The sequence below is a fragment of the Chitinophaga sp. genome, assembly GCF_035538455.1.
Taxonomy (GTDB): Bacteria; Bacteroidota; Bacteroidia; order Chitinophagales; family Chitinophagaceae; genus Chitinophaga.
The window spans coordinates 26,036-49,121 of the sequence record NZ_DATLKJ010000210.1; the positions used below are offsets into that span (position 1 = coordinate 26,036).

Consider the following 23,086-nt stretch of genomic DNA (forward strand, 5'->3'; position numbering starts at 1 on the left):
ATAAAAAAAGCACCGGATTCCGGTGCTTTTTTTATGAAGATGCAACAACGGCCCCGGTATACCGGAGCCGTTTCCAAAACACGCTATTCACTACAAACTATTGTTTCACTATTTCTGTGTTCACGGTAATTTCCACTTTAGGTGAAACGGCATCCACGCCGGAAGGCAGTTTGTCGTTGTATTTCATGCCGTAGTCCAGACGGTTAATAGTGGCTTTTGCTGTAAAACCTGCTCTCCACAGACCCCATGGATCTCTCACCACACCATTATAGGTAACATCGAAGGGTACACGTTTGGTGGTGTTGCGGATGGTTACATCTGCAAGCATGATATATTTATTGCCGGTTACTTTTTTGAGGGAAATGCTTTTTACTTTGATTTCAGGATAAGTCGCAGCATTGAAGAAGTCGTCGGTTTTGAGGTGACCGTCACGCTGATCTACACCGGTGGAGATGCTGTTCACATCTGCGGTGTACTCCACTTTGGCATTCTGAAAGTTAGTGCTGTCAGTGGTTTCAACGGTACCGCTGAATTTTGCAAAGTGTCCCTGTATGAAGCTGACACCGAGGTGTTTTACACTGAATACGATGCTGGAGTGTGCCGGATCTGCTTTCCAGTTCACCTGTGCAAAGGAAGCCAGGCCTGCAAGTACCAGGAGGGCAGTAGAGAATAGTGCTTTTTTCATGTTATTCTTTGATTTAAAAAGGTAGTGTAATTGTTATTTGCTGAGCTGACGGTCTACTGACCAGCGGCCAGCTCCTTTAATGATCAGGGCAAGGGTGATACCTAATACAAGCAGATGATATTCAAATCCTTCTCCTTTTTGTGCGCCGTACCAGTTCATGAAGAATCCATTGGCTGCATGCATGTTGATCGCTACCAGCATGATGGCTGTAAGCATTAATGCCCATAACCTGGTACCAAATCCAACCAGTATCAGCAGTGCACCAATGCTCTCTGTGATGATCACCAGAAACGCGAGTATTGCCGGGATTCCCTCTTGGGTGAAGTAGCCCATGGTGGCTTTGAATCCGTAGCCGCCAAATGCGCCTAACAATTTCTGCAGGCCGTGTGGCAGCATTACCAGCGCAAGGGCAATACGAACTATGAATGAAGTAAGGTTATCGTCTGTTTGAAATAATAAACGTTTTAACATATGGGTGTGTTTAGTGTAAAGTATAAATATTAAGTTATGTAGGTCTGAACATATATTGTATATACAACTGTTGTGGCAAAAAAAATCAATCACGTAGTTTGTCGAGCAGCGCGCTTAAAGTAGCTGCATCTTCCTTGGAGATCCTTTTAGTCATTTGTTTATGATTGCTGTCAATCAGGGGGTCCAGCTCTGTCAGCAGGTCCATACCCTTGTCAGTGATCCTGATTTCCACCTTGCGGCGGTTGGATTCGCACTGTTTGCGTGTTAGCAGGCCTTTCTGCCGCAGTTTTTCTACCAGTCTTGTAGCGTTACTCATTTTATCCATCATCCGTTCCTGTATGTCCAGCAGATTCAGGGGGCTTGGCCGGCTTCCACGCAGTATACGCAGGACGTTGTATTGCTGCGAAGACAGGTCATATGGCTTCAGAACCTGTGAAATGCTTACTTCCAGCCAGTTTGCTGTAAATACTATATTCAGCATAGCACGTTGGTGTTCGTCCTTGAATTTCGTCTGTTTCAGTTCATCCTCAAGTCTCATAACTACAATTACAACTGTTGTATATACAACAAAGGTAAGCACATTTTTGAGACTACCAAAAAAGGCTATGATTTTTTTACCAGGACTATTAGCTCTGGATGATGAGAGTGGATAGAATGGTTATTTGACGGGATATAGTATAAATAAAGAAGGCCGGCCACAGTTTAACTGCGACAGGCCTTCTTTATGATTTTCTTTTACGCAATCTTAACTGGAGAAACCTCCGTCTATTACGATGTCAGTTCCGGTGATGAATGCACTTTCCGGAGATGCCAGGAAAGCTACCAGCGAAGCTATATCACTTACATTACCATAATGCCCCAGGGAAATATGGGGGCGCAGCATATCGCCTACCTGGCTGTCGGCCGGGTTCATGTCGGTATCTATGGGGCCGGGATTCACGAGATTGGCGGTAATGCCCAGTGGGCCGACTTCACGGGATAATCCCTTATTGAAGGCAGTGAGCGCCGATTTGCTCATACCATACAATACACCATGGGAGCCTATGATACGGTCTGCCATGTTGCTGCCGATCGTGATGATGCGGCCGCCCACGCCCATATATTTCAGTACGGCCTGAGAGGCCACAAATACTGCCTGTGTATTCACCGCCATTGTCTGGTTGTAATCTTCCAGGGTGTAATCGGTAAATAGCTTGGCGATATAGATACCGGCATTGTTCACGAGTATATCAATGCGGCCAAATGCAGCAGCAGCTTGCTCTACAGCAGCAAGTAAGGCCTGGGGATCAGCGCTGTCTGCTTCAATAGCCAGTGCTTTATATCCCTGTTGTTCAAGTTCTTTTACAATAGCTGAAGCTTGCGCGGCTCCTTTCACGTATGTGAATGCCACGTTTGCACCTTCTGCTGCAAGACGTTTTACGATCGCTGCTCCCATACCACGACTACCGCCGGTTACCAGTGCTGTTTTATTTTCCAGTCTTTTCATAAAAATTGATTTTATGCCTGCAAAGCTAGACTGGCGGCACATAGAAAAGAAGACAGGAACTAATTGTTAAGAACTAACTTAAATGTTAGTGTCCACCGTTCAGGTATTTATCGTTGATGATATTAAGATGGTGGATCTGGTGTCCTGCAATGGTGAAGCCCATAGCGAGTACGCTCATTTCATATTTCCAGTTCTTACCGGTTTTCAGCAGTATCTTGTCTGAAAAGCTTTTGAAGAGGGCGATGGTGCTGATGCGTACTGCAATTAGTTCATCCAGTACATCTTTCAGGCTTCGTTCGTCAAGAAAGGTGTTCCCGGCATATTCATCCTGGTCGAAAGGCGCTGGCGTGGTCTGATCGTTACGGGCAAACAATAATGTGCGATAGGTAAACACCCGTTCTGTATCTGTGATGTGTTGAAATACATTTTTTAGTGTCCATTTGCCGGGAGCGTAGGCGTAGTTGCCCAGTGGTTCAAGTTTTGCGGGGTCCAGTGCCAGGAGTGTCTGTAATGATTGCTCCAGGGCATCACTCAGATCGAGGTCTGGGACATGGTTTATGTAACGGCTATAGTACTGTGGATCCGGGGTAATGGCAGATTGTTTCATGGTGGTAAATTTTATTTGAAGGGAAATTAGGAATTTGAAAAATGTGGATGAAGAGACAACGTCATTTTCTGTGAAATCAGACAATATCTGTTATCTCTTCTACAATTTGACTCCTGTTACCTACCAGGTCCCGCCTGAATCTGTTGGTGCTGATTGGTCGTATAGCCGGTACAGTTAGCTATTCGCATGTTTGGCTTTACCGGCGTACCAGTAGTTGATGCCCAGCACAGCCATGCAGATCGCCAGTCCGAAAAATTCGCGGGTTTCTTCTATCCATGGCTTGGTGGCCTTCATGGTCTGCGCGATATTTTCCGCATGATGACTGACTACCCAGTCTTCCACACCATCTTTTGCAAAGAAAAGATATACAGCATACGCCAGATATACCAGTATGCCTGCGAGGTACCATTTGCGGTAAAACCTTCGCCTGGCTGCCAGTGCGCAGAAAAGGGCTGCATATAGATAAATAGGCATCCATACATAAGGATCCGGATCATTATATTGAAGGCCGGCAAAAATGACGAACACTACACAAAAGAAAATATTAAACACTTTCATTTCTCAAAAATTGGCGCATTAAACATACACAAAAGTAGAACTACCTGTATTTTTAAATGATAAGAGGTAATACTTTTTTATCTTTCCTGCATAATTACATACAGTGGAAAAAAAATTAAGTTAAGTGTGAAAACAACACTTGTTTGAGCTAAAATATTGTTATATATTCGGTTTTAAGTAATAAAATTCCACGTGAGGACCAAAATCTACAAGAAGACGGAAGTGATATTAAATTAAAGGAGTCTCTCACTAATTTATTTTTTAACGTTTAAAATTAACTCAAAGGGGATCAAAGTTTGCTCTCACGCCAGAAGGGCTATCCTGTGATGTATTTCCGTGTATACCAGCGTATATACATCCTAATCCGTGGTTATATTTTTTAACTGTCGGGCTGACAATTATTATTTCTTCGTTTTCGGTGATGCCAGCACTGGTGAAACGGAAGATAGCGCCTACATATATAAACCCACGAACTGTTGCGCCCGCAGCAGTAACGGGTATTGTATGCAAATAATGCAAGCCTGCGGCCAATGATATAAAAGACAGGTACTCTATTTTTTAACAATTTTTCTTAAACGTTAGCCTTACACACGTTATGAAAAAACAATTCTATCAAGGGCTTGCCCTGCTATGCGGCATCCTGCTATTATTAGGCGCAAATAACGTTCTCGCACAAACGAAAGTTTCGGGAAAGGTGACAGATAAAGCGTCAGGCAATCCGTTGCCAGGGGTGTCAGTATCTATAAAGGGCACCAATCGCGGAACCGCCACAGATCCTAACGGTAATTTCTCGCTACAGGCGAAGTCCGGCGAAACACTCCTTTTTTCCTTTGTGGGCTATGATCCGCAGGAAGCGGTAGCCGGCACCGGACCACTCAACATTTCATTAGCAGAGAAAGTGGGATCCCTCGAGGAAGTAGTGGTTACAGGTTATGCCAGCCAGAAAAAGAAAGACCTTACAGGCGCTGTTTCGGTGGTGAAAGTGGAGAACCTCACCAAGCAACCTACAGCGCAGATCACCAACCAGCTGCAGGGACAGGTTTCCGGTATCACAGTACTCGGTACCGGTCAGCCGGGACAAGAGCCACAGGTAAAGATCAGGGGCTCCAATACTTTTCAGAACAACACACCTCTCTACGTAATAGATGGTGTGCCCATTTCTTCACTGGCAGACCTTAATCCTAATGATGTGGCCACCATGCAAGTACTTAAAGATGCCGGCGCAGCTTCCATTTATGGTGCACGTGCTGCCAACGGTGTAATTGTGATCACTACCAAGAGAGGTACTGGTAGAGTGAAAGTATCTTACGATGGGTACTATGGTACACAACGGCCCAAAGGCGGTAATGTATGGAATATCCTCAATCCGCAGGAGCAGGCTAATCTCAAATGGATGGCCATCGCCAATACCACTCCCAATCCGGTGTATAAAGATGAGCAATATGGTAGCGGGGCCACTCCGCGTCTTCCGGATTATATTGCTCCTGTTGGTACTATGGAAGGCGATCCTGCTACGGATCCTTCAAAATATTTCGTGGATCCCAATTATAAAAATGCCGGTGATCTTGATAAATTCTACAGGATTGTAAAGGCTAACAAATCGGGAACAGACTGGTTTCATGAAATATTCAAACCGGCGCCTATCACCAGTCACAATCTCGCGGTGTCAGGCGGAGGCGACATCGGCAGTTATTTCTTCTCTTTCTATTATTTCAATCAGCAGGGTACACTCAAGAATACCTATAATAAAAGATATTCTGTTCGCGCTAACTCCAGCTTCAATGTTACAGATCATATCAGAGTAGGAGAAAACCTTGAGTATTCTGTGATCAACAACCCACAGATAGGTATCCTTGCTGAAGGTAGTGGTATTGGTATGGCTTTCCGTGAGATGCCTATCATTCCTGTATACGACATCAAAGGCAATTATGCGGGCAGTTTCGGTAAAGGCCTTGGTAACGCACGTAACCCTGTTGCTATTCAGGATCGTTTCGGCTCCACTAAAACACTGGCCACCAGATTGCTGGGCAACGTGTTCGCGGAAGCAGACATCATGAAAAACTTCACGCTGCGTACCAGCTTCGGTGGAGAGATCTATTCCTTCAACAATCACTCCTTCACTTATCCGGAGTACGAGAATGCAGAGAATAACAAAGTGAACTCCTATACGGAAAATAGCGGCAACGGCTACACATGGACATGGACCAATACGCTCTCTTATCATAAGAACTTCAATAACGCGCATGACCTGAAAGTATTGATAGGTACAGAAGCCTACAATAATCAGGGACGTAACGTGGGAGGTACTTCCCTCGATTATTTCACCTTCGATCCTAACTTCACCAACCTGAGTACCGGTACCGGTACGCCCACCAACTACAGCAATAATTTTACTGATGGTCTCTTCTCACTCTTCGCAAGAGTGGATTATGCCTTCAAAGACCGCTATCTGCTGGGAGCACTCGTCCGCCGTGATGGCTCGTCCAGGTTCGGTTCCAGCAACAGGTATGGTAACTTCCCTGCCGTGAGCGCTGCATGGCGTATATCTCAGGAGGAGTTCATGAAAGGGATCAGTTGGATCTCCGATCTGAAACTCCGTGGTGGTTACGGTATCATGGGTAACCAGATCAACGTGACTCCGAGTAACGTTTTTACAGCTTATGGCTTTAACAGGTCGTCTTCTTTCTATGATCTCAGAGGTACCACCAATACCATTCAGCAAGGTTTTCAGCGCAGTCAGATCGGTAACCCCAACGCCAAATGGGAAAGTAACGTCAACGCCAACATTGGTATCGATGCAACGCTCTTTAAGGGCGCACTGGAGTTTACTGTAGATTACTACCGCAAGGATGTGAAAGACCTGCTCTACAATCCCGAACTGCCGGGTGTTTACGGTGTAGCAACCGCTCCTTACGTGAACGTGGCGCAGATGAAGAACAGAGGTTTTGACTTCTCTGTAACCGGTAAAGTAGATCTTGAGAAGGATCTCAAACTGGATGTTACCGGTAACCTCACGACTTATCACAACGAGATCGTAAAAATCTCCGATGCTGCCCCTTACTTCGATCAGGAACAGCGCCGTTTTAACGGTACTTTCATCATCAGAAATGCGGTAGGCCAATCTATCAGTGAGTTCTTCGGTTATAAAGTGGATGGTTTCTGGAACAGCCAGGCTGAGATAGATGCAGCCAACAAATCGGCACAGGACCGCTATAAGGATAATACCATTGTATACCAGACCGACACCAAACCAGGTCGCTTCAAGTATGCAGATGTGAATGGCGACGGCCGCATCACTGAGGCAGACCGTACCTATCTGGGTAATCCCAATCCTAAGTTCACATACGGTCTGAACATCGGCCTTACCTACAAGAGCTGGGATTTCAGCATGTTCCTCTACGGTGTGCAGGGTAACAAGATCTGGAACCAGGTGAAATGGTGGACAGACTTCTATCCTTCCTTTGAAGGCGCGAAAAGTAAAACTGCGCTGTATGACTCCTGGCTGCCTACACGCCAGAATGCAAAAGCGCCGATACAGGAAACTACTCCTTCTTTCAGTACATCTAATGTGCCTAACTCTTACTTTGTTGAAAACGGTTCTTACCTGCGCGCAAAGAATATTATGCTGGGATACACATTACCTTCTTCTGTGCTGAAACGCGTTGGTATCGAAAAATTCAGGGTATATGTGCAGGCGGCCAATGTGTTCACTATTACAAAGTATTCTGGTATAGATCCGGAAGTGACCGGTGGCACAACCAACTTCGGTGTGGATGAAGGTGCTTATCCAAACCAGCGCCAGTACCTGGTAGGTGTAAATGTTACATTCTGATTTTTTCCTGAAAAGTAAAAACTGAGAAAGATGAAAATACTAAGATATTCAAGTGTGATGATAGCCCTGGCCTTTGCCGCTATGGCAGGAGGCTGCAGTAAAAACTTCCTGGAGCGTGATCCGCAGGGGCTGCTCAGTGAAGAGATTGTAGCAAATAAAGCAGGTGTTACCTTCCTGCTGGTGGGCGCTTATGCCGCGCTGGATGGCCAGCAGCAGAGCGTTGCGGCCCTTGGTGGCGGCAACCCGTGGGAAGCTGCACCTACCAACTGGATTTACGGCAGTGTGGCCGGAGGCGATTGCCACAAGGGCAGCTTTAGCGGCGACCAGCCAGGTATTGACCCCATTGCTAAGTTTACGGTAGATCCCAGCAATGGTTTCTTCAATACAAAATGGAGGGCCGTGTATGAGGGTGTTGCGAGAGCCAATACTGTATTGCAGAAAATGCGTCTGGCCAAGGATATGAGCGATGCGGAGAAAACGCAGGTGGAGGCAGAAGCGCGCTTCCTCAGAGGCCATTATTATTTTGAATTGAGGAAACTGTTCAACAAAGTGCCTTATGTCTCCGATACTACCAGCGATCCGCGCGTGAAGAACGATAAGGAGATATGGCCGTTTATTGAGGCTGATTTTAAATTTGCTGCGGAAAAACTGCCGGAAGTGCAGGGGGATGTAGCCCGTGCGAATAAGTGGGCCGCACAGATCTATCTTGCGAAAACATATCTCTATCAGAAAAAGTACGCAGATGCGTTACCGTTATTCGATCAGGCGATTGCACAGGGTAAGACCTCCAATGGTCTTGGATATAAACTGATAGACGCTTTCCAGGATAATTTCAACGCCGCTACGAAAAATAATTCGGAATCCGTATTTGCGATCCAGATGTCTGCTAATGATGGTACCAACAGCATCGCCAACGCTAACCAGGGAGATATGCTCAACTTCCCTTATAACAGTCCGTTCGGTTGCTGTGGCTTCTATCAGCCGACATTAGATCTCGTGAACTCCTATCGCACTGATCCTACTACCGGTCTCCCAGACCTGGATAATTACAACGGCAATCCGGTGAAGAACGATCAGGGTATTCCTTCTGCTACTGCATTCACACCAGAAGCAGGTACACTGGATCCCCGCCTGGACTGGACGGTGGGTCGCCGTGGCTTACCTTATCATGACTGGGGTAACCATCCTGGGGCTAACTGGATACGTGATCAGGCATATGCCGGGCCTTACGCTACAAAGAAAATGGTGTACTGGCAGTTCAACCAGGATAAGTACAAAGATGCACATTCCTGGGCGCCTGGTTCTGCGATCAACGTACTGCTCATCCGTTTCGCCGACGTGCTCCTGATGGCGGCTGAGTGCCATGCTCAGCAAGGCGATCTGGCTGGCGCAACGAACCTCGTGAACCGAGTGCGCAGCCGTGTTGCCGATCATCCCACCTCCTGGCTGCATAAATATAAAGATGACTCACAACCGATGCAGGGTTTTGATGATACAAAGATGGCTGCGAACTACAAGATTGGGCTGTATCCCGCTTTTGCAAGTCTTGATTATGCGCTCAAAGCCATCTACTTCGAACGCAAGCTGGAACTGGCTACAGAAGGTCATCGCTTTTTCGACCTGGTGCGCTGGGGCGTTGCTGATAAAGTGCTGAACGACTTTATCAAATATGAAACGGGGGGGGCCAGTTACCCTACTGATCTGAGAGGCGGCTCCTTTACGAAAGGGAAGAACGAGTATTTCCCGATTCCGCAGCGCCAGATCGATCTGACCATGGTAGGCGGACAACGCATTCTGCAACAGAACCCGCAGTACTGATTACTTGCCATACATTGCCTTACAAAACAAATGCAGCTGAGTTTCCAGCTGCATTTGTTTTATCAATCATTTTAGTATTTTCATCCTGCCGTCAAAAAATATTACGGATGACCGATCAACCAAAGATGAAACGCTACGGCATAGCTGCTGCTTTCCTGGCAGTAACAGGTTATGTGATCAGCAGTAGTTGTCATACTCCTACGAAAGAAGAAAAAGGGAAGGCACTGGCAGATAAATACTGTTCCGGCTGTCATCTGCCTGTATCGCCCGCTTTACTGGATAAAGAGACCTGGACGAAGCATGTGCTCCCCGCTATGGCGCCCAAACTCGGGATACACGTATGGAGTGAAACACAGTATTATCCTCCGCAGCCTAATGAACGGCCACCGCAGATTCCATTCAACGACTGGTTACAGCTGGTGGCCTGGTATGAAACAGCTGCGCCTGAGAAACTGACGCCGGCAAAAGCGCCTGTGCCACTGCAGCGCGACTGGTCCATATTTCAGCTGATAACGCCTCCTGTGCCAGCAGATACAGCTAAGATCGCGCAAACCACGCTGGTGGCTGGTGATCCGCAGTCAGGCCGCATCTATACAAGTGATGCCATGACTTCGACGCTTGACTGCTGGGACAGCACGCTGCACAAAATATATTCCCGTAAAATGCTGTCGCCAGTGGTGGATATGCAATTTATAAAAGACAGTGCCATTGTCACCCAGATCGGGAACATGCGTGCGCTGGATGCTTCGGCTGGAGTGATCAGCTGCCTCGGCCTGGAAGATCCCGACGGTAAAGTAACGGACATCATGCCCTTCCTGAAACGCCCGGTGCAGACAGTGCCTGCGGATATAAACAAGGATGGTCTTACAGATCAGATAGTATGCGCCTTTGGCCACAACCAGGGAGGATTGTACTGGCTCAAACAATTGCCGGATCATAAATATGAACAGCAACCCATCTGGGAAGTGCCAGGAGCAATACATGCAGAAACGGGTGATTTTAATCACGATGGATGGACAGATATCATGGTTTTATTTGCGGCTGCGGATGAAGGGATATGGCTGTTTGAGAATGACCACGGCAAGGGATTCAAATCTGTAAATCTGTTGAGATTTCCGCCCCTGAATGGTTCTACCAGTTTTCAGTTGGTGGATTTCAATGGAGATGGAAAGCCCGATATTCTATATACGTGCGGTGATAATGCAGATTTTTCCATGGTGCTTAAACCTTACCATGGAATTTATGTCTATCTGAGCGAAGGGGACAATAAATATAAGCTGGCATGGTTTTATCCGGTGAATGGTTGTACAAAGGCGGTAGCAGCGGATTTTAACCAGGATGGTCGGTTGGATATTGCATCTATTGCATTCTTTGCTGATATGAAGAGTAATCCGGGAGAGAAATTTATTTTCTTTGAAGGGACTGAGAAACTTTTCACTTTTGTGCCGCATTCATTGCCTGTTGAAAAAGAAGGCCACTGGATCTGTATGGACGTGAAAGATATTGACCATGATGGAGACCTGGATATAATACTTGGTAATTATGGCAGAGGATTTAATATACAGGATGATTATAAGCCGGATTGGAAAGAGTATCAGCCTTTTATCATATTGCAGAATAAAAGCCGGAACAGATAATAACGATAAAAACGATGGTTTATTTGGATGAATAAGAGAATAATATGTATATTACGGTCGATAAATTTTTGCGCATAACAGATCCGTCTACTCATTGAGGATAATGCACCTGAAATATTCTGCGCATATACTTTTCGATCTTAATTTTGGAAGTAAAGAGTACACAGTGCCGCGTTCGTCTGTCGCCACAGATGTCGTAGCTTAAAGATATCCTGATGAATAATCAGGTTTTAGAATGGCGGAAGGAGAGGCAGCAATGCCTCTCTTTTATTTTTATAACCTTTTATCAAATATTACCTTCATATTTTCTGAAATATGGCTAATCCTGTTTATTTTTAATCAGAAATCAGCATTATAACCATTATAAAACGGATATTTCGTGGCTGAATACGAATATGACCAGGAGAAGGTGCACGCGTTACTGGAAACTATCATTAACATCAACAGTAGTGAAAAAGCACAGTTGTGGTTGCAACAGCGTTTGCAGGCATGGCAGCAGACTTCCGCTATACCGCACTTCAATCAGACCTTTACGGCAATTCCAAGATTTACAGGGAAGGAAATTATTACTGTTACTACGGAGCAACAGGCGGCATTACGTCAGACCGTTCCCGGCTTTTTCGTAGAGGGGTGGCCGTTAGATCGGCTAACGCGCGTTTGGTGGCTGTTACAATTAATAAGTGTCGATAAGACACTTTACATCAGTACTATTGAGAATCTGTTCAACGCTGCAGAGATGAATGAGCTGGCAGCATTATACAGTGCGTTGCCATTGCTGGCATGGCCGGAAGAATGGAAGCTGCGCGCTGCGGAAGGTGTCCGTTCTAATATTGGGGTGGTACAGGAAGCCATTATGCTTCGGAATCCTTATCCTGCCTGCTACCTGGACGATCCGGCCTGGAATCAGCTGGTAATGAAGGCTATCTTCACTGAAAAGCCGCTGCATCTTATTCATGGACTGGATGAACGTGCCAATGAAGCGCTTGCAGCTACCCTCGTCGATTTTGCTCACGAGCGCCAGGCTGCCGGAAGGAAAGTGTCACCGATGCAATGGAGGTTACTCACCCGATTTATTGATCACCATAATATAGATGATATCACCAGGATCTGGAACTCTGCTGACCAGGTGGAAAAAGCCGCTGCCGGACTGGTATGTGCGCAATCTGCATTTCCGCCTGCCAGGCAGCTGCTGGCACAGTCGCCTGCAATAGCTGCAGAAATACAGGAGGGCAGCATTTCCTGGGATTTCATCGCCAAAAAAATCTATACTACCTGAAAATTGAAATCATATGTGCGGTATCCACGAATTAACAGAAAAAGATCTTCAGCCATTAACTTATACACCTGCATACCTCGACAAAATAAAAGGCATGCGTTTTTTTGATCCGCATGTGCATATGACATCGCGCACCACGGATGATTATCAGGCCATGGCTGATGCTGGCGTAGTGGCGATCATCGAGCCGTCCTTCTGGCTGGGGCAGCCCCGCACCGGTATTGATACTTTCCGGGACTATTTCAGCAGCTTGCTGGGATGGGAACGTTTCCGTGCTTCACAGTTCGGGATTAAACATTATTGTACTATTGGTCTCAACTCCAAAGAAGCCAATAATGAAAAACTGGCTGAGGCTGTTATGGAAATATTACCGCAGTTTGTTTATAAGGAAGGCGTAGTTGGTGTAGGGGAGATTGGGTTTGACGATCAGACTACCCTGGAAGAAAAATATTACCGCGCACAGCTCGAGCTGGCTAAGGAAGCAGGTTTACCGGTTCAGATCCATACGCCGCACCGCGACAAGAAAAAAGGAACGCAGCGGAGTATGGATATTGCTATCGAGCACGGCCTTGACCCTCACATGATCATTGTAGACCATAATAATGAAGAAACTGTGAAAGAAGTACTGGATCGCGGTTTCTGGGCAGCCTTTACCATCTATCCTTTCACGAAAATGGGGAATGAGCGCATGGTTGCTGTAGTTAAACAATATGGTAGCGAAAGGATTATGGTCAACTCTGCTGCAGACTGGGGCATCAGTGACCCGTTGGCTGTGCCTAAAACTGCAGCATTAATGCACGAAAGTGGTATTGACTTGAATGACATTCATTTGGTAACTTACGCCAACGCTATAAAGGCATTTGCCCAGAGTGGACAAATTAATGAAGCTGATTTTGACATCGCAGGAAATATTGATCAAAGTGAAAAATTTAACGGAAGTTCTGTGTTGCGCGGTGGTCAGCAACCAAGGATTAATAAGAATTCAACCATCATCCGGTAAGGCCAGGCGGCTTCGTTACTGCTGGCAATTAACCATGAAAACCTGTTCACACATTGAGTTACATTGTTAGCAAACTGATAGGATACTTGCGTCTGCTGCGACCTGCCAATATTATTACGGCCATTGCGGACGTATTGGCTGGTGTGGCAATATCAGGTTATTTTATCCCTGTTTCATTAAACGCGCTTACACTCGACATGACGCTACCCGTTGTATGCCTATGCCTCGCTACCATTGGTCTGTATGGCGGCGGCGTAGTATTCAACGATGTGTTTGATGCCGAGCTGGACAAAGTAGAACGGCCTGAAAGACCCATTCCTGACGGCGTTATTTCCAAAACCCAGGCAGTTATATTAGGGAGTTATATGTTGCTGGTAGGTATACTGGCTGCTTTTGCTGTAGGCCGCTTCAACGGGGCTTCCGGCTGGATTGCACTGGCTATTACTGCCTCAGCGCTGATCTATGATAAATGGGGTAAACACAGTGCTGCCCTGGGCCCGGTAAATATGGGTCTTTGTCGTGGACTCAACCTGTTGCTAGGTGTTAGCATCGTTCCTGCCGCTCTCGCAACATACTGGTGGGTGGGCTTTGTGCCGGTTGTATATATTGCTGCTATCACCAACATCAGCCGTGGGGAGGTGTTTGGAGGAGATACCCGTAGTCTTAAAATATCTGCATCTTGTTATATTGCTGTATTCATTACCATGCTGACATTCGCGGTGATGCACAACAGGCTGTTGACAGCTTTACCTTTTATCCTGCTCTTTGCATGGATGGTGATGAATCCGCTGATGAAAGCCATGAAAGATCCCATCGGTCCTAACATAGGGAAAGCTGTGAAAGCTGGTATTGTAGCGCTGGTGGTGATGAATGCCGCATGGGTGTCTGCATTTGCAACCCTGAATTTTGCGCTGGCAGTATTATTGCTGCTGCCGGTTTCTATATTCCTCGGAAAGATATTCGCGGTAACGTGAACTATGATTGGTGCGATTGTTTTGATTTTTCTGAAAAACGAAGGTAAAAACAATCACACCAATCGCAGTATTAATCAATCAATCCTCTCTTCAGCGCTTCTCTTACCAGTCCTGCTGTGTTTTTTACAGCGAGTTTCTGTGTGATATTCAGCCGGTGGGTTTCAACTGTGCGCAGGCTGATGAACAGCAATTCTGCGATCTGCTGATTGGAATGTTCTTCCGCTATCAGCTTCAGGATCTCCTGTTCACGACGCGTGAGTGGAATATCGAAGCCGGATGACCGCTGACCCGTGAGCATTTCATGTACTACCTGTTGTTTGATGCCGGCATCCAGGTATTGTTCTCCGCTATGTACTTTTTCGATAGCTTCCACAAGTGCCTCCTGGTTTGTGTTTTTCAGCAGGTAGCCACTTGCGCCATTTCGCAGCATCTGCCGGATATAATGTAATTCCATAAAATTGGTGAGTGCTATGATCCGTATACCTGCATATTGCCGGTGTACACGTCTGCATAGCTCTACCCCATCCATCTCCGGCATGCGGATGTCGAGTAACAGTACATCAGGTTGCGTCTCTGGCAGCGCCTCCAGTAAAGCGGTAGCAGTATGGCTTTCCAACACCACTTGAATATGCTGATAGGGGGCCAGCATTGCTTTTAAGCCATTGATGACAAGTGGATGATCATCTGTAATGGCCAGTCTGATTTGCATATGAACAAGTTTTAAAATAAGTTACATCTCTACCTCTGTGAGCTGCATGATGGAGATGTTGAATTCTATGTAAGCGGTGGTTCCTTTTCCCGGGGTTGTATGCATGTCCAGTTTTCCGTTTAATGCCCTGATCCTGTTATACAGGCTATTTAGCCCCATTCCGCTTTGCTCTCCTGTCTGAAGCGAGAAGCCGATACCATTATCTTCAACGGTGATGGTAAGGAGTTGGTCGTGTTGCGTAAGTTGTACGAGTGCTTCGCTTGCGCAGGAGTGTTTGATGATATTATTTACGAGTTCCTGTACAATACGATATACTGATAGTTCGAAGTTGCCTTTGAACCGGTCTATTTTTCCAATGGAATAAAAGCCAATAGTGAGCTTACGTGAATGGCTTACATTCTGACAGTAGAGCCGGAGCGCGCCAGAAAGTCCCATCCTGGCAAGCACTTCAGGCATCAGGTTATGAGCTGTTTTCCTGACTTCGCCGATTGCGTCGTCCAGCATACCGAGTGCATGATTGAAGCCACTGTCTGTTTGCAGGAAAATACGTTCATGCTTCAGTGCTCCGAAATGCATCTTCACGGCAGATAGCAGCCCGCCAACGCCGTCATGCAGATCTTTTGAGAGGCGTGTGCGTTCTTTTTCCTCTCCCTGCACCATCGCTTCCAGCACCTGTACTGTCTTCTCTATTTCCAGTGTCTGCAATCGCTGCGCCTGAAGCCAGTGTCTGTGTTTCAACCGTTGCCATACAATGAAAGCCAGTACCAGTAATAGCGCTGAGCCTACAATGAAAATGAAGATTAACATATTTTTGCGTTGGAGCTGCATGTCTTTTTGCATGAGCAACAGTTTTTTTTCCGCAAGGTCACGGTCTTTCTTTTCGGTCTGATACTGCATCTCCAGTCGCTGTACACTTTTACGGGTAGCGTCTCCCACCAAAGAATCGTTCATGATCTCGTATGCTTTCCTCAGCTCAAATGCCTGGCGATACTGTCCCTGTGCAGCCCATATATCAGAGGCTGTAAGGTAAGCCTGGCGTAATTCATCGAGTGCCTGATGTTGTTGAGACAACGCAATGGCCTTATCCACATAGGTTTCAGCCTGGGCGTAATTTTTTATTTTATACAGCTCCTGCCCGTAACCCAGGTAGATGTATGTAAGATATTCCGGTGATGGATATTTTTTGGAAACGGCCAGGGAATTGGCGTAGCAGGCCAGCGCAGTGTCGTGTTTACCGAGGTCGGAGTAGATGCTGGCGAGGTTGATGATGCCATCAAGCACGTAGGAGCTGTCTCCTATCTGCCTGCCCAGCTCAATAGCTTTGCTGAAATAATTCCTGCCCTCCGTATTGCGCTGCTGGTGCGCCCTGGCTGTTCCCATATTGATAAGTGCTGAAGCAAGGCGCCTCTTGCTTTTCAACGTAACGCCATACTGATAGGCCCTGTTCGCATAATCGAATCCTTTCTCATAATCTTCCAGTGCAATGAAAACGGAAGCAAGATTGTTGGTCAGTATACAGGCGAACAGGCTATCGCCTGCTTTGTCGGCTAGCTTCAGCGCTTCCAGGTACCGGCCAGCCGCCATCGGAAAATTACTTATCTGCTGGTATTCGTTACCGCAATAGCTGATTGCCCGCATCAGGTTCAGGGTATCGCGCAGCGAGGCATAAATAGTAACGGCCTGTTGAACCATAAACAGCGAGGCCATATATTCACCACGCATATCCTGTATATACATGTAGTAGCACGCGAAATCAGCTACTCCCTTGTGGTAGTGCAATTCACGGCTTAGCTGCAAAGCTTCCCTGAATATACCGGCAGCACGTTCAAGACTGTCCGGCAAAAAATTAAAGCCATATGAATACAAAGTGTTCACAAGACTGGTATCCGCTTTCTTTTGCTGTATCTCTTTCCGGAGGCTGTCCTGCTGCCAGGCAAGTTGCGACTGGCCCTGCAGGCAAAGGCCTGAGAGAAAAAAATACAGGATAATAACATGCTTATACATTGTATAAATATCCTTGTACAACCATTCCTGGTTGACCTGTTAACAAATACCCGGTAGCATATACCATAAACAATCACTAATACCCTGGCATAGTGCGTGACATTTACATCGAAAAATAAATGCAACAAGAGGAGTCTGAATAACAACCGATGTTACAGGGCAAACAACAAGTGGGGGTGTCAAACGCGCTTTAAATTCTGGACAAACAATCCGTTCTCTCTGCATTCCGCAGCATAGTGTACGCTGCTTTTACCGGTAGACAGGTTAAAGGTCATTATTTCTTTATTAATACACAATAGGTTAGCGGTATCACATCTATTGCTCCGGTGCGTACTTTTCCCACGGCTATCCGGAAGTATAATGTTTATGCGCCTTTCCGGGTATTTTTCCGGTATACGTAGAAATACGGAATTTTTGAAATAATGGTAAATACCGTTTTCCGGGAGTAATAAACATACGTACTTTGTATTACGGTAAGAGCGAGTTAACACCCCATCCTTATTTATGCTGATAACAGCCAACAGGTAGAACCCCAAAGATAGGCCCCGTTCCCGGGGCCTTATTCTTTCTGATATTTTCACATTATTCTGTATTTTTAGACGTTATAGATTTTTAAAAGACAGAAGACAGGATCAAGCCAATGGAACACATTCAGCAAAATTTCGACGTTAATTATTCCTACAGGGTTTATTTCACCACTGATCTGTTCACCTCTCCCAATAACTGTTTGTCAGCATTCCTGGCATCCCGCGCTGATCAGCACTTCCGTAAGAAGCTGCTGGTTATCCTGGATGGAGGCGTATCGGCAAAGCATCCGCACTTGTCCGGGCAGATCAGTGATTATCTCGGCAGGATCGAAGGATTTCAGCTGGCGCGGGAAATCATTACCGTGACCGGAGGAGAGGGGATTAAGAATGATCTCCCGCTATTGTTTGAGTTGGTAGATGCTATCGACAAATATGGGATAGACAGGCATTCCTATGTAATCGGGATCGGAGGGGGCTCCCTGCTGGACCTGGTAGGTTTTGCAGCAGCTATTTCACACAGGGGCGTTAAGCATATCCGTATTCCTACTACGGTGCTCTCGCAGAACGATTCCGGCGTTGGGGTTAAGAATGGGGTTAATTATAAAGGGAAGAAAAATTTCCTGGGCGCTTTTGCTCCGCCGGCCGCTGTATTCAATGATACATCATTCCTGGCTACCCTTGACTCACGCGACTGGCGCTCCGGTATGGTGGAAGCTGTAAAGGTTGCACTTATCCGAGACGCCTCTTTCTTTAACTGGATAGAAGAAAAGGCGATAAGTCTCACCGATGGCGATATGCCGGCTATGCAGGAACTGATATACCGCTGTGCAGAACTACATATGCAGCACATCGGACAGGGGGGCGATCCGTTTGAAAGCGGCTCTTCCAGACCGCTTGACTTTGGTCACTGGAGTGCACACAAACTGGAGCAGCTCACCAACTTTACCTTGCGCCACGGAGAGGCCGTATCCATAGGTATTGCACTCGATAGCGTGTATTCATTCCTGTTGGGGTGGCTGAGCGAGACAGATATGAAACGCATCGTAACGGTGCTTAAAAATATGCAGCTGCCCATATGGCATTCGTTGCTTGAAAGAGCGGAATCCGAACATTCACCTGTGGCTGCCGGACTGGAGGAATTCCGCGAGCATCTGGGCGGAAGACTCACCGTATCGCTATTACGCGCCATCGGTAAAGGAGAAGAAATACATGATATAGACTACGATCTGCTGTACGAAGCGGCTGACATCTGCAAAAAATTACAGTAATGCAAACACCATACGGACATCTTACGTATTGTACCAATATACATCCCGGTGAAAAATGGGATGATCATTTTGCACAGTTAAAAAAGTATATACCAGCTGTTAGAAAGGAGGTGGCGCCCGGAATGCCTTTTGGTATTGGGTTACGCCTGTCCAATACAGCCAGCCTGGAATTGTCGAAAGAAGAAAATCTGTATGATTTTAAAACGTGGCTGAAACAGGAGGATTGTTACGTATTTACGATGAACGGTTTTCCTTACGGCAGTTTTCACCACATAGTAGTAAAGGACGAGGTGCATGCGCCCGACTGGACACAGGCAGACCGCGTAAGCTATACAATACGACTCTTCAGGATCCTTTCAGCACTCTTACCTGACGGTATGGAAGGAAGTATTTCTACTTCACCGCTTTCCTATAAATACTGGAGTAATCGTTGTGAGGAAGACCGTAACGCTGCTGTGGAAAGCGCTACGCTGAATATGTTGCTGGTGGTGGAACATTTGGCCCGCGTGCATCGCAGCGGCGGCCCGCTGATGCATCTCGACATTGAGCCGGAGCCGGATGGTGTCCTTGAAAATTCTCAGGAATATATAGATTGGTTCACGCAATCGCTGCTGCCATTGGGAATACCATTCATCAGCGATAAACTGCGTGTGGACGAAATAACAGCCAGCAATATAATAAGACAACATGTGCAGCTCTGCTATGATGTGTGTCATTTCGCGCTGGCATTTGAAGAGCCACAGCATGTGATCAGCAGTCTAAAGGAACACGGACTCAAAGTGGGTAAGATGCAGATAAGTGCAGCACTGATGGCATATATGCCGGAACCAGGAGAAGAACGTAGCGCTATCGTGAATGCACTCCGGAAATTTGATGAGCCTACTTATCTGCACCAGGTGATTATGCGTGATAAGACTGGCCGGCTCAGGCAGTATCCTGATTTGCAGCCGGCGCTGGAGGAAATGGGAGATCCTTCTGTTGCTTTGCTGCGTGCACACTTTCATGTGCCGGTGTTCCTGCAAAAGTTCGATCCGCTGTATTCCACACAGGATGAAATCAGGGCTGTACTGGAACTCAACAAGCGCGAGCCTTTTACCACACACTTTGAAGTGGAAACCTATACCTGGGATGTGTTGCCGCCTGATCTTAAACTGGAAATGTCTGCCTCCATTGCACGCGAACTGAAGTGGGTAAAAGAGGTAATGGCTTTTAGTGAAGCAGCTATTTGAAATCTCCGCATGGAATTATAGCTTTATACCGGAAATGTAACGGTGACGAATTTATGAGAAAAACAGTAGTAATAGATGTTGTAGGGCTCTCTGCATCCTTGCTGGAGCACATGCCATTCATGCGCGCCTATACACAGGAAAGACATATGGCTACCGTGAAGCCCATGCTGCCGGCTGTAACTACGGCTGTGCAAAGTACCTATCTTACGGGGCAGTGGCCCAGTGAGCATGGTATCGTTGGCAATGGCTGGTATGACCGAACGGACTGCGAAATAAAATTCTGGAAACAATCCAATAAACTGGTAGATGGTCCCAAGATATGGGACAAAGCCCGCCGGCTGGATCCAACCTTCACCTGTTCGCAGATGTGCTGGTGGTATAACATGTACGCAAATGTAGATTACTCGCTCACTCCACGTCCTAACTATCTTTCTGATGGCCGCAAGATCCCGGATTGTTATACAACGCCGGATACGTTACGAGATCATCTTACCAAAGAACTGGGCCCATTTCCGTTATTCAACTACTGGGGCCCGACAGCCAATATTAAGTCTTCACAATGGATAGCAGATGCTGCTATCCTCACTGATAAATTATACAATCCTACCCTCACGCTTATCTATCAGCCACACCTGGATTACTGCCTGCAGAAATTTGGACAGGATGTGGTGCGCAATGCGAAGGAGATTAAGGAGATAGATGATGTATGTAAACAACTGATCACTTATTATCAGCAGCAGGGGGTGAATCCTATTGTGTTGTCAGAGTATGGGATCAGTAATGTGAACAACCCGGTGCATCTGAACCGTATATTCCGGCAGGAAGGGTTGCTTACCCTGCGAGTGGAGAGAGGACTTGAGTTATTGGATCCGGGTGCTTCCCGTGCGTTTGCAGTATCAGACCATCAGATCGCGCATATCTATATTAATGATCCTTCCTGTTATAAAAAGGTCCGCTCTGTTCTTGAGAATGTTCCCGGCGTGCAGCTCGTGCTGGATCGCGAAGGAAAACGGCAGCACCATCTTCATCATGCCCGCAGCGGGGATCTGGTGGCGGTGGCGGATGCCGGCAGCTGGTTCACCTACTACTACTGGCTGGACGATAACAAAGCGCCTGATTTTGCACGCATCGTAGATATTTTCCGCAAGCCAGGATATGATCCGGTGGAGATGTTTATGAACCCTGCAGATCCTTTCGTTAAGCTCAAAGCAGCAGGTAAACTGCTTAAAAAGAAACTGGGCTTCCGCTACCTGATGAATGTGATTCCGCTGGATGCCACATTGATCAAGGGCTCTCACGGAAGGCTGGAAGAAGATGCATCGCTGCACCCGGTGGTGATCAGCCATGATCCGCTTGCCAGCAAAGAGTTACAGCCAACTGATGTGTATAATGTGATCTGGAATCATCTCACCGCAGATGAATAGACATTTTACCGTTTAACACTAAAAACAGACATCATTTAATAGTTATTTCTATCTTAATGCAACCGATTGCGGATGATTCGATCTAACTAAATATAATCAATCAAGATGTCAACAATGAAAAGACGAGCGTTTCTAAAAACCAGCTCTATGGCGGGACTTGGAGCAGGTTTGACTATTCTTAACTTCCCCATATTTGGGAAAAATGCACCGGGTAACAAAATTGTATTGGGAGTAATGGGCGTGAACTCCAGGGGTAACTGGCTTGCACAGGTAGCAGCCAAGCTGCCGGGTGCTGAAATAGGCTATATCTGCGATGTGGAAGACGGCGCCATCCAGAAAGGGTTGAAAGCTGTAGCCGGTGCGCAACAGCGCCAGCCGACAGTAATCAAGGATATCCGCAAGCTGCTGGAACGTAAGGATTTTGATGCATTGATCGTTGCTACACCTGACCACTGGCATGCACCAGCCGCTATCATGGGTACTGCTGCCGGAAAACATGTATATGTGGAAAAACCCTGTGCGCACAATCCGCATGAAGGTGAACTGCTGGTAGCTGCCGCAAAAAAGTACAACCGCCTTGTGCAGATGGGCAACCAGCGCCGTTCCTGGCCCAACCTTCAGCAGGCTGTAAAAGAAGTGAAAGAACAAGGTATCATTGGCAATGTACATTATGGCCGTGGATGGTATGTGAATGACCGTAAGCCAATAGGTGTGGGAAAGAAGATAGCGGCGCCGGCTAGGCTGGATTGGGATCTGTGGCAGGGCCCTGCACCCCGCAGAGATTATCTCGACAATATTGTGCATTACAACTGGCACTGGCGCTGGCATTGGGGTACATCCGAAACCTGTAACAATGCAACTCACGAACTGGACTGTCTCCGCTGGTTCATGAATGTGGAATTCCCCACAAAAGTAACTTCTGCAGGCGGGCGTTATGCTTATCCGCAGGACGACTGGGAAACTCCCGATACACAAACCCTTAGCTTCGAGTTTGAAGGCAACAAGTCTATTTCCTGGGAAGGCCGCAGCTGCGATCCATATACCCTGGAAGGCAGTGGTCGCGGATTTGCACTCTTCGGTGAAAATGGAACCCTGTATAATTCAGGGGGTGACAATTACAAGATTTTAGACAGGAAGAGTAAAGTGGTTAAGGATGTTAAGCAGGCCGAAAACCCCAATCAGAATGTTACCAATACGGTTAGCCCTGCCGGTGAGTTTTATGATGCTGTTCATATCAATAACTTCCTCGAAAGTATTCGTGGTAAGGCTACGCTCAACTCTGAAATAAATAGCGGCTACCGCAGTACGCTGCTATGCCTCCTGGGCAATATTGCGCAGCGCACCGGCCATGTGTTACATACAGATCCGACTAATGGGCATATCCTGAATGATGAAGCAGCCATGAAACTGTGGCAACGTGAGTATGAGAAAGGGTGGGCGCCGAAAATATAGCTTTCATTTATTAGCTTTCAGGGGCCAGGTAAACAAAAACCATGTTCCTGAAAGGTAGTGGTTAATCCTCTAAATCCCCTATCCCTATTATATTTATAGACTGTAAATAAATATAATATCTTGTTATCT

General features: G+C 46.6%; 18 protein-coding genes. 10 read left to right on the plus strand and 8 right to left on the minus strand.

The genetic code is table 11. From position 1 onward, the window contains the following. Nucleotides 1–97: 97 nt before the first annotated feature. The 6 genes from VM802_RS24765 to VM802_RS24790 all read right to left on the minus strand — a co-directional run bounded on the left by VM802_RS24765 (nt 98) and on the right by VM802_RS24790 (nt 3,807). Nucleotides 98–685, minus strand: coding sequence for a YceI family protein (locus VM802_RS24765; RefSeq protein WP_325535707.1), 588 nt, complete (start codon nt 683–685; stop codon nt 98–100). Nucleotides 686–718: 33 nt separating this feature from the next. Continuing rightward, nucleotides 719–1,156, minus strand: a complete 438-nt coding sequence (locus tag VM802_RS24770) for a DoxX family protein (RefSeq protein WP_325535709.1) — start codon at nt 1,154–1,156, stop codon at nt 719–721. Between the two features lie 85 nt (nt 1,157–1,241). Further along, the gene (locus VM802_RS24775) at nt 1,242–1,694 is read right to left on the minus strand and encodes a MarR family winged helix-turn-helix transcriptional regulator (RefSeq protein WP_325535711.1); all 453 of its coding nucleotides are present in this window, start codon (nt 1,692–1,694) and stop codon (nt 1,242–1,244) included. Between the two features lie 207 nt (nt 1,695–1,901). Continuing rightward, nucleotides 1,902–2,642 carry an SDR family NAD(P)-dependent oxidoreductase gene (locus VM802_RS24780; protein ID WP_325535713.1) on the minus strand — a complete coding sequence of 247 codons (741 nt, stop codon included), beginning with the start codon at nt 2,640–2,642 and terminating at the stop codon, nt 1,902–1,904. An 85-nt stretch (nt 2,643–2,727) separates the two neighbouring features. Further along, a complete protein-coding gene (locus VM802_RS24785) occupies nt 2,728–3,249 on the minus strand; it encodes a DinB family protein (RefSeq protein WP_325535715.1) in 522 nt (173 codons plus the stop codon). 174 nt (nt 3,250–3,423) lie between these two features. Continuing rightward, on the minus strand, nt 3,424–3,807 hold the full coding sequence (locus tag VM802_RS24790; RefSeq protein ID WP_325535717.1) for a transmembrane 220 family protein: 384 nt from the start codon (nt 3,805–3,807) through the stop codon (nt 3,424–3,426). A 595-nt stretch (nt 3,808–4,402) separates the two neighbouring features. Here VM802_RS24790 and VM802_RS24795 point away from each other — a divergent pair. From VM802_RS24795 to eboC, 6 genes are all read left to right on the plus strand, one after another. Then, nucleotides 4,403–7,639: a SusC/RagA family TonB-linked outer membrane protein gene (locus VM802_RS24795; protein WP_325535719.1), complete on the plus strand. Its 3,237-nt coding sequence runs from the start codon at nt 4,403–4,405 to the stop codon at nt 7,637–7,639. Nucleotides 7,640–7,669: 30 nt separating this feature from the next. Beyond that, on the plus strand, nt 7,670–9,457 hold the full coding sequence (locus VM802_RS24800) for a RagB/SusD family nutrient uptake outer membrane protein (protein WP_325535721.1): 1,788 nt from the start codon (nt 7,670–7,672) through the stop codon (nt 9,455–9,457). Between the two features lie 107 nt (nt 9,458–9,564). Further along, nucleotides 9,565–11,094, plus strand: coding sequence for an FG-GAP repeat domain-containing protein (locus VM802_RS24805; protein WP_325535723.1), 1,530 nt, complete (start codon nt 9,565–9,567; stop codon nt 11,092–11,094). 379 nt (nt 11,095–11,473) lie between these two features. Further along, nucleotides 11,474–12,370: an EboA domain-containing protein gene (locus VM802_RS24810; RefSeq protein ID WP_325535725.1), complete on the plus strand. Its 897-nt coding sequence runs from the start codon at nt 11,474–11,476 to the stop codon at nt 12,368–12,370. Between the two features lie 13 nt (nt 12,371–12,383). Further along, nucleotides 12,384–13,370: a TatD family hydrolase gene (locus tag VM802_RS24815; RefSeq protein ID WP_325535727.1), complete on the plus strand. Its 987-nt coding sequence runs from the start codon at nt 12,384–12,386 to the stop codon at nt 13,368–13,370. Nucleotides 13,371–13,423: 53 nt separating this feature from the next. Beyond that, entirely contained in the window at nt 13,424–14,344 is a 921-nt protein-coding gene (gene eboC, locus VM802_RS24820; protein WP_325535729.1) for a UbiA-like protein EboC, read from the plus strand. A 70-nt stretch (nt 14,345–14,414) separates the two neighbouring features. On the opposite strand, the gene VM802_RS24825 is transcribed toward eboC, so the two are convergent. Together VM802_RS24825 and VM802_RS24830 are read right to left on the minus strand one after the other, a co-directional pair. Further along, the gene (locus tag VM802_RS24825; RefSeq protein ID WP_325535731.1) at nt 14,415–15,053 is read right to left on the minus strand and encodes a response regulator; all 639 of its coding nucleotides are present in this window, start codon (nt 15,051–15,053) and stop codon (nt 14,415–14,417) included. Nucleotides 15,054–15,074: 21 nt separating this feature from the next. Continuing rightward, the gene (locus VM802_RS24830) at nt 15,075–17,057 is read right to left on the minus strand and encodes a tetratricopeptide repeat-containing sensor histidine kinase (protein WP_325535733.1); all 1,983 of its coding nucleotides are present in this window, start codon (nt 17,055–17,057) and stop codon (nt 15,075–15,077) included. Between the two features lie 640 nt (nt 17,058–17,697). On the opposite strand from VM802_RS24830, the gene VM802_RS24835 reads away from it, so the two are divergent. The 4 genes from VM802_RS24835 to VM802_RS24850 all read left to right on the plus strand — a co-directional run bounded on the left by VM802_RS24835 (nt 17,698) and on the right by VM802_RS24850 (nt 22,957). Further along, complete coding sequence (locus VM802_RS24835; protein ID WP_325535736.1) at nt 17,698–18,852, plus strand: 3-dehydroquinate synthase; 1,155 nt, start codon at nt 17,698–17,700, stop codon at nt 18,850–18,852. After that, on the plus strand, nt 18,852–20,081 hold the full coding sequence (gene eboE / locus VM802_RS24840; protein ID WP_325535738.1) for a metabolite traffic protein EboE: 1,230 nt from the start codon (nt 18,852–18,854) through the stop codon (nt 20,079–20,081). The genes VM802_RS24835 and eboE overlap by 1 nt, the downstream gene beginning before the upstream one ends. Nucleotides 20,082–20,134: 53 nt before the next feature. After that, nucleotides 20,135–21,505 carry an alkaline phosphatase family protein gene (locus VM802_RS24845; protein WP_325535740.1) on the plus strand — a complete coding sequence of 457 codons (1,371 nt, stop codon included), beginning with the start codon at nt 20,135–20,137 and terminating at the stop codon, nt 21,503–21,505. A gap of 147 nt (nt 21,506–21,652) precedes the next feature. Continuing rightward, complete coding sequence (locus VM802_RS24850; protein WP_325535742.1) at nt 21,653–22,957, plus strand: Gfo/Idh/MocA family protein; 1,305 nt, start codon at nt 21,653–21,655, stop codon at nt 22,955–22,957. Nucleotides 22,958–23,086: the final 129 nt, after the last annotated feature.

Excerpts from the sequence above, each read along its gene's own strand:
- VM802_RS24765 (WP_325535707.1), bottom strand. The coding sequence starts at position 685 with ATGAAAAAAGCACTATTCTCTACTGCCCTCCTGGTACTTGCAGGCCTG.
- VM802_RS24770 (WP_325535709.1), bottom strand. The coding sequence starts at position 1,156 with ATGTTAAAACGTTTATTATTTCAAACAGACGATAACCTTACTTCATTC.
- VM802_RS24775 (WP_325535711.1), bottom strand. The coding sequence starts at position 1,694 with ATGAGACTTGAGGATGAACTGAAACAGACGAAATTCAAGGACGAACAC.
- VM802_RS24780 (WP_325535713.1), bottom strand. The coding sequence starts at position 2,642 with ATGAAAAGACTGGAAAATAAAACAGCACTGGTAACCGGCGGTAGTCGT.
- VM802_RS24785 (WP_325535715.1), bottom strand. The coding sequence starts at position 3,249 with ATGAAACAATCTGCCATTACCCCGGATCCACAGTACTATAGCCGTTAC.
- VM802_RS24790 (WP_325535717.1), bottom strand. The coding sequence starts at position 3,807 with ATGAAAGTGTTTAATATTTTCTTTTGTGTAGTGTTCGTCATTTTTGCC.
- VM802_RS24795 (WP_325535719.1), top strand. The coding sequence starts at position 4,403 with ATGAAAAAACAATTCTATCAAGGGCTTGCCCTGCTATGCGGCATCCTG.
- VM802_RS24800 (WP_325535721.1), top strand. The coding sequence starts at position 7,670 with ATGAAAATACTAAGATATTCAAGTGTGATGATAGCCCTGGCCTTTGCC.
- VM802_RS24805 (WP_325535723.1), top strand. The coding sequence starts at position 9,565 with ATGACCGATCAACCAAAGATGAAACGCTACGGCATAGCTGCTGCTTTC.
- VM802_RS24815 (WP_325535727.1), top strand. The coding sequence starts at position 12,384 with ATGTGCGGTATCCACGAATTAACAGAAAAAGATCTTCAGCCATTAACT.
- VM802_RS24825 (WP_325535731.1), bottom strand. The coding sequence starts at position 15,053 with ATGCAAATCAGACTGGCCATTACAGATGATCATCCACTTGTCATCAAT.
- VM802_RS24830 (WP_325535733.1), bottom strand. The coding sequence starts at position 17,057 with ATGTATAAGCATGTTATTATCCTGTATTTTTTTCTCTCAGGCCTTTGC.
- VM802_RS24835 (WP_325535736.1), top strand. The coding sequence starts at position 17,698 with ATGGAACACATTCAGCAAAATTTCGACGTTAATTATTCCTACAGGGTT.
- eboE (WP_325535738.1), top strand. The coding sequence starts at position 18,852 with ATGCAAACACCATACGGACATCTTACGTATTGTACCAATATACATCCC.
- VM802_RS24845 (WP_325535740.1), top strand. The coding sequence starts at position 20,135 with ATGAGAAAAACAGTAGTAATAGATGTTGTAGGGCTCTCTGCATCCTTG.
- VM802_RS24850 (WP_325535742.1), top strand. The coding sequence starts at position 21,653 with ATGGCGGGACTTGGAGCAGGTTTGACTATTCTTAACTTCCCCATATTT.